The 9,250-nt window shown below is 42.8% G+C and carries 6 protein-coding genes and 2 rRNA genes; all 8 read left to right on the top strand.

The features are described 5' to 3' along the window. Positions 1-2,790 (top strand): 23S ribosomal RNA (locus F952_RS04285); the annotation flags it as partial. Positions 2,791-2,985: 195 nt separating this feature from the next. Further along, positions 2,986-3,100: ribosomal RNA gene (rrf, locus tag F952_RS04280) — 5S ribosomal RNA — on the top strand. A 241-nt stretch (positions 3,101-3,341) separates the two neighbouring features. Next, positions 3,342-4,790, top strand: a complete 1,449-nt coding sequence (locus tag F952_RS04275; RefSeq protein ID WP_004922708.1) for an RNA polymerase factor sigma-54 — start codon at positions 3,342-3,344, stop codon at positions 4,788-4,790. 168 nt (positions 4,791-4,958) lie between these two features. Continuing rightward, positions 4,959-5,297 (top strand): ribosome hibernation-promoting factor, HPF/YfiA family, encoded by a 339-nt coding sequence (gene hpf / locus F952_RS04270; RefSeq protein WP_004922705.1) that lies wholly within the window; start codon positions 4,959-4,961, stop codon positions 5,295-5,297. Between the two features lie 134 nt (positions 5,298-5,431). Further along, positions 5,432-5,683, top strand: a complete 252-nt coding sequence (gene ibaG / locus F952_RS04265; RefSeq protein ID WP_004922703.1) for a BolA family iron metabolism protein IbaG — start codon at positions 5,432-5,434, stop codon at positions 5,681-5,683. A 6-nt stretch (positions 5,684-5,689) separates the two neighbouring features. Beyond that, positions 5,690-6,946: a UDP-N-acetylglucosamine 1-carboxyvinyltransferase gene (gene murA, locus F952_RS04260; protein ID WP_004922701.1), complete on the top strand. Its 1,257-nt coding sequence runs from the start codon at positions 5,690-5,692 to the stop codon at positions 6,944-6,946. After that, positions 6,946-7,629, top strand: a complete 684-nt coding sequence (gene hisG / locus F952_RS04255; protein WP_004922697.1) for an ATP phosphoribosyltransferase — start codon at positions 6,946-6,948, stop codon at positions 7,627-7,629. The genes murA and hisG overlap by 1 nt, the downstream gene beginning before the upstream one ends. 286 nt (positions 7,630-7,915) lie before the next feature. Continuing rightward, complete coding sequence (hisD, locus tag F952_RS04250; RefSeq protein ID WP_004922693.1) at positions 7,916-9,205, top strand: histidinol dehydrogenase; 1,290 nt, start codon at positions 7,916-7,918, stop codon at positions 9,203-9,205. Positions 9,206-9,250 lie beyond the last annotated feature (45 nt).

The following is a 9,250-nucleotide window of genomic DNA, read 5'->3' as shown; positions in this document are numbered from 1 at the left end:
TGATCCGGAGATGTCTGAATGGGGAAACCCACTTATCATAAGATAGGTATTGCATGATGAATACATAGTCATGCAAGGCGAACGAGGGGAAGTGAAACATCTCAGTACCCTTAGGAAAAGAAATCAATTGAGATTCCCTTAGTAGCGGCGAGCGAAAGGGGAACAGCCCATTAAGTTGTGTGTGTTCTAGTGGAACGCTCTGGGAAGTGCGAACGTAGAGGGTGATATTCCCGTACACGAAAGGGCACACACAATGATGACGAGTAGGGCGAGGCACGTGAAACCTTGTCTGAATATGGGGGGACCATCCTCCAAGGCTAAATACTCCTGACTGACCGATAGTGAACCAGTACCGTGAGGGAAAGGCGAAAAGAACCCCTGTGAGGGGAGTGAAATAGATCCTGAAACCGCATGCATACAAGCAGTGGGAGCCGACTTGTTCGGTGACTGCGTACCTTTTGTATAATGGGTCAGCGACTTATATTCAGTAGCAAGGTTAACCGCATAGGGGAGCCGTAGGGAAACCGAGTCTTAATAGGGCGTATAGTTGCTGGGTATAGACCCGAAACCAGGCGATCTATCCATGAGCAGGTTGAAGGTTGGGTAACACTAACTGGAGGACCGAACCCACTGTCGTTGAAAAGCCAGGGGATGACTTGTGGATAGGGGTGAAAGGCTAATCAAGCCTGGTGATAGCTGGTTCTCCCCGAAAGCTATTTAGGTAGCGCCTCGGACGAATACCATAGGGGGTAGAGCACTGTTTCGGCTAGGGGGTCATCCCGACTTACCAAACCGATGCAAACTCCGAATACCTATGAGTACTATCCGGGAGACAGACTGCGGGTGCTAACGTCCGTAGTCAAGAGGAAAACAATCCAGACCGCCAGCTAAGGCCCCAAAATCATAGTTAAGTGGGAAACGATGTGGGAAGGCATAGACAGCTAGGAGGTTGGCTTAGAAGCAGCCACCCTTTAAAGAAAGCGTAATAGCTCACTAGTCGAGTCGGCCTGCGCGGAAGATGTAACGGGGCTAAAACTATGTGCCGAAGCTGCGGATGTAACTTTAAGTTACGTGGTAGGGGAGCGTTCTGTAAGCCGATGAAGGTGGATTGAGAAGTCTGCTGGAGGTATCAGAAGTGCGAATGCTGACGTGAGTAACGACAAAACGGGTGAAAAACCCGTTCGCCGAAAGACCAAGGGTTCCAGTCCAACGTTAATCGGGGCTGGGTGAGTCGACCCCTAAGGCGAGGCCGAAAGGCGTAGTCGATGGGAAATTGGTTAATATTCCAATACTTCTGTGTAATGCGATGAGAGGACGGAGAAGGTTAGGTCAGCCTGGCGTTGGTTGTCCAGGTGGAAGACAGTAGGCATGCATCTTAGGCAAATCCGGGGTGCTCTATGCTGAGAGTCGATAGCAAGCTAGTTTACTAGCGAAGTGGCTGATACCATACTTCCAAGAAAAGTCTCTAAGCTACAGTTACACAGGAATCGTACCCGAAACCGACACAGGTGGTCAGGTCGAGTAGACCAAGGCGCTTGAGAGAACTCTGCTGAAGGAACTAGGCAAAATGGTACCGTAACTTCGGGAGAAGGTACGCTGTTGATGGTGATGGGACTTGCTCCCTGAGCGATTGACAGCCGCAGAAACCAGGCCGCTGCAACTGTTTATTAAAAACATAGCACTCTGCAAACACGAAAGTGGACGTATAGGGTGTGATGCCTGCCCGGTGCTGGAAGGTTAATTGATGGGGTTAGCGTAAGCGAAGCTCTTGATCGAAGCCCCAGTAAACGGCGGCCGTAACTATAACGGTCCTAAGGTAGCGAAATTCCTTGTCGGGTAAGTTCCGACCTGCACGAATGGCATAATGATGGCGGCGCTGTCTCCAGCAGAGGCTCAGTGAAATCGAATTCGCCGTGAAGATGCGGTGTACCCGCGGCTAGACGGAAAGACCCCGTGAACCTTTACTGCAGCTTGACATTGAACTTTGACCTTACTTGTGTAGGATAGGTGGGAGGCTTTGAAGATGGGACGCCAGTTCCATTGGAGCCATCCTTGAAATACCACCCTGGTAATGTTGAGGTTCTAACTCTGCCCCGTGATCCGGGGCGAGGACCATGTCTGGTGGGTAGTTTGACTGGGGCGGTCTCCTCCTAAAGAGTAACGGAGGAGTACGAAGGTGCGCTCAGCGTGGTCGGAAATCACGCGTAGAGTATAAAGGCAAAAGCGCGCTTAACTGCGAGACCCACAAGTCGAGCAGGTACGAAAGTAGGTCTTAGTGATCCGGTGGTTCTGTATGGAAGGGCCATCGCTCAACGGATAAAAGGTACTCTGGGGATAACAGGCTGATACCGCCCAAGAGTTCATATCGACGGCGGTGTTTGGCACCTCGATGTCGGCTCATCTCATCCTGGGGCTGAAGCAGGTCCCAAGGGTATGGCTGTTCGCCATTTAAAGAGGTACGCGAGCTGGGTTTAGAACGTCGTGAGACAGTTCGGTCCCTATCTACCGTGGGCGCTGGAAATTTGAGAGGATCTGCTCCTAGTACGAGAGGACCAGAGTGGACGAACCTCTGGTGTACCGGTTGTGACGCCAGTCGCATCGCCGGGTAGCTATGTTCGGAAGGGATAACCGCTGAAAGCATCTAAGCGGGAAGCCTACCTCAAGATAAGATTTCCCTAGGAATTTATTCCTCTAAAGAGCCGTTCAAGACTAGGACGTTGATAGGTTGGATGTGGAAGCATAGTGATATGTGAAGCTGACCAATACTAATTGCTCGTGAGGCTTGACTATACAACACCCAAACAGTTGTTGTATGCAAGATAAATTCATACAAATGATCAATTCAAACTTGATTTAGTTAATGAACTAGTTACAATACCGACTCAATAGTCCAATCCGTTAAACTCATTTGGTACAAAGTACGGCACACACTGTGAAATACAATCCACAGTCAAAATAAGACCCGAAAATGTCCATAAACAGTTTGCTGGCGACAATAGCAAGAGTGAACCACCTGATCCCTTCCCGAACTCAGAAGTGAAACCTCTTCGCGCTGATGGTAGTGTGGCGTTAGCCATGTGAGAGTAAGTCATCGCCAGCTTTTAAATATAAAAGCCCCCTGAATCAAAATCAGGGGGCTTTTTTTATGTAGAAAATAAATTAAATAGAAAAAAACTTGCGAATTTAATAGTAGGAAGGATATATAAATTTGGTTTAACTGCATTTTACAAATAATTTGTTTCTGAAATATTTTTTTTTGTAGGATAAAGTTAAATCCTATGCTATAACAATGATATCGGCATATTTTTTGCATTGTATAATAGTAGTCAGGATATTGCTTTATGAAGTTATCTGTTGGATTGAAAGTCGCGAATTCTTTATCGCTTACCCCTCAATTACAACAAGCGATTCGTTTATTGCAATTATCAAGTCTGGAGCTTGAACAAGAAATCCAGATTCAATTAGATAGTAATCCATTACTTGAAAAAATAGAAGATGAGGGTACAGCAGAAAGTTTAACCCATTTAGAAAATAAAGAAAGCCGAGATCTAACTCAGGATTTAAATGCGGACCATTTACCCAATGATCTTCCTGTGGATACCGATTGGGATGATGTGTATACGCATCAATCTACAGCTTTGGCTTCACCAGAATATGAAGAACGGGAAGATAATCGTCAAGCTGAGCATACTTTAAAAGAACATATTTTGGCCCAAGTAAATTTATTGCATTTTTCGACTGTCGATCGGTTAATTGCTTATTGCGTTGTAGATTGTCTGGATGAGAAAGGTTTTCTAGATGCCGAAATTGAAGAAATTATTGAAGCGGCACAGTATTTATTGTCAGAAGCAGGGCTTGAAGAAGAGATTGAGGCAGATGAGGTGATGGTTGTGCTTAAGCATATCCAGCGTCTTGATCCAGTTGGTGTAGGTTCAAAGAATCTTGCAGAATGTTTGAAAGTTCAATTGGATGTTCTTGATGTTTTTACACCTTTAAGAAATGAAGCTTTAAGTTTATTAAAATATTATGAACTGCTTGTGAGTAACGATTTAAATAAATTATTAAAATCTACAAATTTGACCATGTTGCAAGTAAAAGAGGCAATTGAGCTGCTTAAAACATTAAAGCCTTATCCAGGCTTGGACTTTGAAGCACAGGATTCAGATTATCAAGTTCCTGATGTGGTGGTCACTAAAAAAGATCAATCTTGGCAGGTACAGCTTAATCCTGACATTATGCCCAAATTACGTATCAATTCATTCTATTCTAATATGATTCGTAGAGCAGATCAGAGTGATGGAAACATGTATCTGCGCAATCAGATGCTGGAAGCCAAAAATTTTATAAAAAGCATTGATGAACGTCATAAAACATTATTAAAAGTTGCAACCTGTATTGTTGAACATCAACGTAATTTTTTCGAAATTGGTCCCGAGGGTATGAAACCTTTGGTACTGCGTGATGTGGCAGAGGAAGTTGAGCTGCATGAGTCAACAGTGTCGCGGGTAACCACCAATAAATATATGCTGACTCCACGTGGCTTATTCGAATTGAAATACTTTTTTTCAAGTCATGTCGGAACAACCTCTGGAGGAGAGTGTTCTTCAACTGCGATTCGTGCGCGTATTAAAAAAATGATTTCTGCGGAAAATCCACGTAAACCTTTGTCGGATAATATTATTGCAAATATGCTCAAAGATGAAGGAATTGATGTAGCGCGTAGAACCGTTGCAAAATATCGTGAATCGTTACATATCCCCTCATCTTCTGAAAGAAAAGTCTTGATCTGATCTGCATAATCTGTCTATTCTAGAGATTCATTGTTGCAAAATAATGAATCTTTTTTTTCATCGAAGGAATAGTTTAAATGATTTGACGATTGCATTTTATAGTTAATTTCTGTCTTTAGATCATTTGGCTATACCTTTATATCCTGATAGAAGGTGAGGGATAGAACTATGCAGATAACAATTCGTGGACATCATTTAACTATAACACCTGCCATTGAAGAAAATATCAAATCTAAATTTGGTGAGATGACCAAGCATTTAGATCAAGTCAATAGTATGCAGGTGAAACTTTCGAAAGATCATCAAATTGATAAAAGAACGCACAAAGGGAGTTCAAATCATATTGCTGAAGCAATTGTACGCCTACCAGGCATTGAACTTTTTGCACAAGCGTCTGCTGATGACATGTATACATCAATTAAAAAATTATCTGAAAAATTGAAACGTCAATTACAAAAACATCGAAAAATACAATGTACATATCAGCAAGTTATTGTTCCTATTTAATTTTTTGATCTTTAAAGAGGCTAGAGATTAGCCTCTTTTTTTATGTATAAAATGTAGCGACGTACTAAATTATCTCTATGATTTATAGTAGAATGATGAGTTTTTACACCCAAGGTTGTATAAGAGGTCTAGCCATGAATAGTGAACAGCTCACACAAATTTTACAAGAAGCTTTTCCCGAGTCGGAAGTAGCGGTAAGTGGGCAAGCTGGAAAATTTGACCTCCGTATAGTGGATGATCAGTTTGAAGGAAAACGAACTGTCGCTCGTCAGCAGGCAGTCTATGCACCTTTAAATTCTTATATTGCCAGTGGTGAAGTCCATGCGGTTACTATCCGTGCAATGACTAAAGAAGAATGGCGTAAAGCAAGTCTATTCGGAGCCTAAACTTACATGGACAAATTTTTAATTACGGGTGGTGTAAAACTCGAGGGTGAAGTTCGCATTTCTGGCGCCAAAAATGCGGCATTACCTTTACTTGCGGCTATGATTTTGGCTGATTCTCCAATTACGCTGAATAACGTACCTAATCTTAAAGATGTCAATACACTGGTCAAGCTGATTGCCGGGTTAGGTATTACAATGGATTATGAGGGTGAAACTGTTAAGGCAGACACCTCTACATTATCAAATCAGTTTGCACCTTATGAATTAGTAAAAACGATGCGTGCATCGATTTTAGTGCTCGGGCCATTATTGGCACGTTATGGCAATGCACAGGTTTCTTTACCAGGTGGGTGTGCGATTGGTTCTCGTCCTGTAGATCAGCATCTTAAAGCACTTGAGGCATTAGGTGCTCATATTGAAGTTGAAAATGGTTATGTACATGCCACTGTGGATGGCCGTTTAAAAGGCGCAGATATCACCTTTGATATGGTAACCGTCGGTGGAACAGAAAATATTCTCATGGCTGCGGTATTGGCAGAGGGTACAACCACAATTCGTAATGCTGCACGCGAACCTGAAATTACGGATTTGGCACAAATGTTGATTGAAATGGGCGCCAAGATTGAAGGATTAGATACAGATACTTTAGTAGTTACAGGTGTTGAAAGTTTACATGGCTGTGAATATTCAGTTGTTGCTGATCGTATTGAGACAGGTTCTTATCTTGCCGCTGCTGCGATTACAGGTGGGCGTGTTAAGACCACACATACGGATCCATCATTACTAGAATCAGTTCTTGATAAGTTTGAAGAAATGGGTGCAGAAGTCACGCGTGGTGAAGACTGGATCGAATTGGATATGATGGGCAAACGTCCTAAAGCTGTAAGTTTTAGGACATTACCGCATCCAGAATTTCCAACGGATATGCAGGCACAGTTAATGGCGGTTAATGTGATTGGTAGAGGTTTTGCGACGATTTCAGAAACTATTTTTGAGAACCGTTTTATGCATGTCCCTGAACTGTCACGTATGGGTGCCAATATTCAGGTCGAAGGTAATGATGCTATTGTAACGGGTGTTGAAAAATTGCAAGCAGCTCCTGTGATGGCGACTGATTTGCGTGCTTCTTTTTCCTTGGTACTCGCAGCATTGGTTGCCGAAGGAGATACTTTGATTGACCGTATTTATCACATTGATCGTGGTTATGAAAATATTGAAGCTAAATTACAAAGTTTAGGCGCTAAGATTAAGCGAGTAAGTTGATGAATGATATGAGAAACGATGATCCAAACTTTAACGTAATGGGGAATTTTGATCATGGTTTAACATTGGCGCTTAGTAAGGGGCGTATTTTAAAAGAGACTTTACCTTTGCTGGAGGCAGCAGGTATTAATTTACTTGAAGACCCAGAAAAATCCCGTAAATTAATTTTTCCTACCACACATCAAAAAGTCCGTATTTTGATTTTACGTGCATCTGATGTGCCAACTTATGTAGAAAATGGTGCTGCGGACTTTGGGGTAGCGGGTAAAGATGTCTTGATGGAACATGGTGCACAGCATGTTTATGAGTTACTTGATCTTAAAATTGCAAATTGCAAATTGATGACCGCTGGTAAAGTCGGAATGCAACACCCCAAAGGCCGTTTAAAGATTGCTACTAAATATGTAAATTTAACGCGTCAATACTATGCAAGCCTTGGTGAGCAGGTGGATGTGATCAAACTTTACGGCTCAATGGAGCTGGCACCTTTGGTGGGTTTAGGTGACTACATTGTGGATGTAGTTGATACTGGAAATACCTTGCGGGCAAATGGTTTGGAGCCTTTAGAGGAGATCATGAAAGTGTCATCTCGTCTGATTGTGAATAAGGCCAGCTTTAAGCGTAAACAAGCTTTATTAGATCCGATTCTTGCTCAAGTGGAAGAGGCTGTGAATCAGCGTTAACCTTAACATCAGCAAGTTGCGTATTTTATTCAAGAACCGCCATATTCTGGCGGTTTTTTGTCATTGGAACAGGTAACTATTGTTGTTTGATTAAGATATAGGGTCTTACAGTTGATGCAAGCTGTATAAGTGTTAAGCCTACACCACCAGAATAAATTTTTAGAATAACGGTTAACTCTATTTTCAATGAAACAATGCAAGATTGTTGATGGTTGATTACCCACAGAAGCCATGAAAAAGAGTACACTAAGATCTTATTTTCACTTAGCACCTTGTAGGTAAATTGATGCGACGTTTATCGACTCAAGATCAAAGCTTTAAACAGGTTTTTGCAGATCTGTTAGCGTTTGAAACTGTAAATGATCCTGAACTTTTAAAAACAGTAGACCAAATCATTGCTGATGTACGTCAGTATGGTGATGAACATGTTCTTAAGCTCACTCAGCAGTTTGATCGACATCCAGCGCATCAATTTTCAGATTTGGAACTGACCCAAGAGCAACTTAAAACTGCATTTGAGGCCTTAACGGCTGAAATACGTGAAGCCCTTGAATTGGCTGCGGAGCGTATTCGCAGTTTTCACCAAGCTCAAAAGCAAGAAGGTTGGAGCTATGTGGATGCATTGGGAAATACCTTGGGTCAAAAAGTGACACCTTTAGATCGTGTCGGTATTTATGTCCCTGGTGGTTTGGCATCTTATCCGTCTTCGGTACTTATGAATGCAATTCCAGCACATGTGGCTGGTGTACCAGAAATTATCATGGTCGTGCCAGCACCAAATGGTGAGTTGAATTCTCTGGTTTTGGCTGCGGCATATTTGGCTGGAGTAAGCCGTATTTTTACGATAGGTGGAGCGCAGGCTGTTGCCGCTTTGGCTTATGGCACCCAGACTATTCCAGCAGTAGATAAAATTACTGGACCTGGTAACAGATTTGTTGCGGCCGCTAAGCGCGCTGTTTTCGGTCAGGTCGGAATTGACATGATCGCCGGTCCATCTGAAATTCTGGTATATGCAGAAGGTCAGAATAATGCTAAATGGTTGGCAATGGATCTTTTGTCACAAGCGGAACACGATACCGTTGCACAAGCCATTTTTATTACACCAGATGAAGCATTACTTGATGAAGTCGCTCAAGCGATTGAAGAACATTTAGCTGCATTACCTAAAGCTGATATTGCGCGGACTTCAATTGCAAATCGTGGAGCACTGGTTCTGGTTAAGGATCGTGATGAGGCCATTGAATTAATTAATCAGGTGGCCCCTGAACATTTAGAGCTGTGTCTGGATGAATCAGAAGCGATGAGTCAGAAGATTCGTCATGCAGGTGCAATCTTTATGGGACGCTATACACCAGAAGCGATTGGCGATTACTGTGCAGGTCCGAATCATGTATTACCAACATCGGGTACCGCACGTTTTTCATCGCCTCTTGGGGTGTATGACTTTCAAAAACGTTCAAGTTTGATCATGTGTTCGCAAGAAGGCGTGAAAAGCTTGGCAAAGGCGGCAGACGTATTGGCTCAACAGGAAAATCTGGATGCACATGCACGTTCTGCACGTTATCGTTATCAGTAAGTATTAATATTTTAGCAAGATCAGAGCTTAGTAACTGCTCTACGG

The organism is Acinetobacter baylyi DSM 14961 = CIP 107474, assembly GCF_000368685.1.
GTDB classification, from domain to species: Bacteria; Pseudomonadota; Gammaproteobacteria; order Pseudomonadales; family Moraxellaceae; genus Acinetobacter; species Acinetobacter baylyi.
The sequence above is the reverse complement of the archived record's forward strand: the minus strand, read 5'-3'. Positions and strand labels throughout refer to the sequence as shown.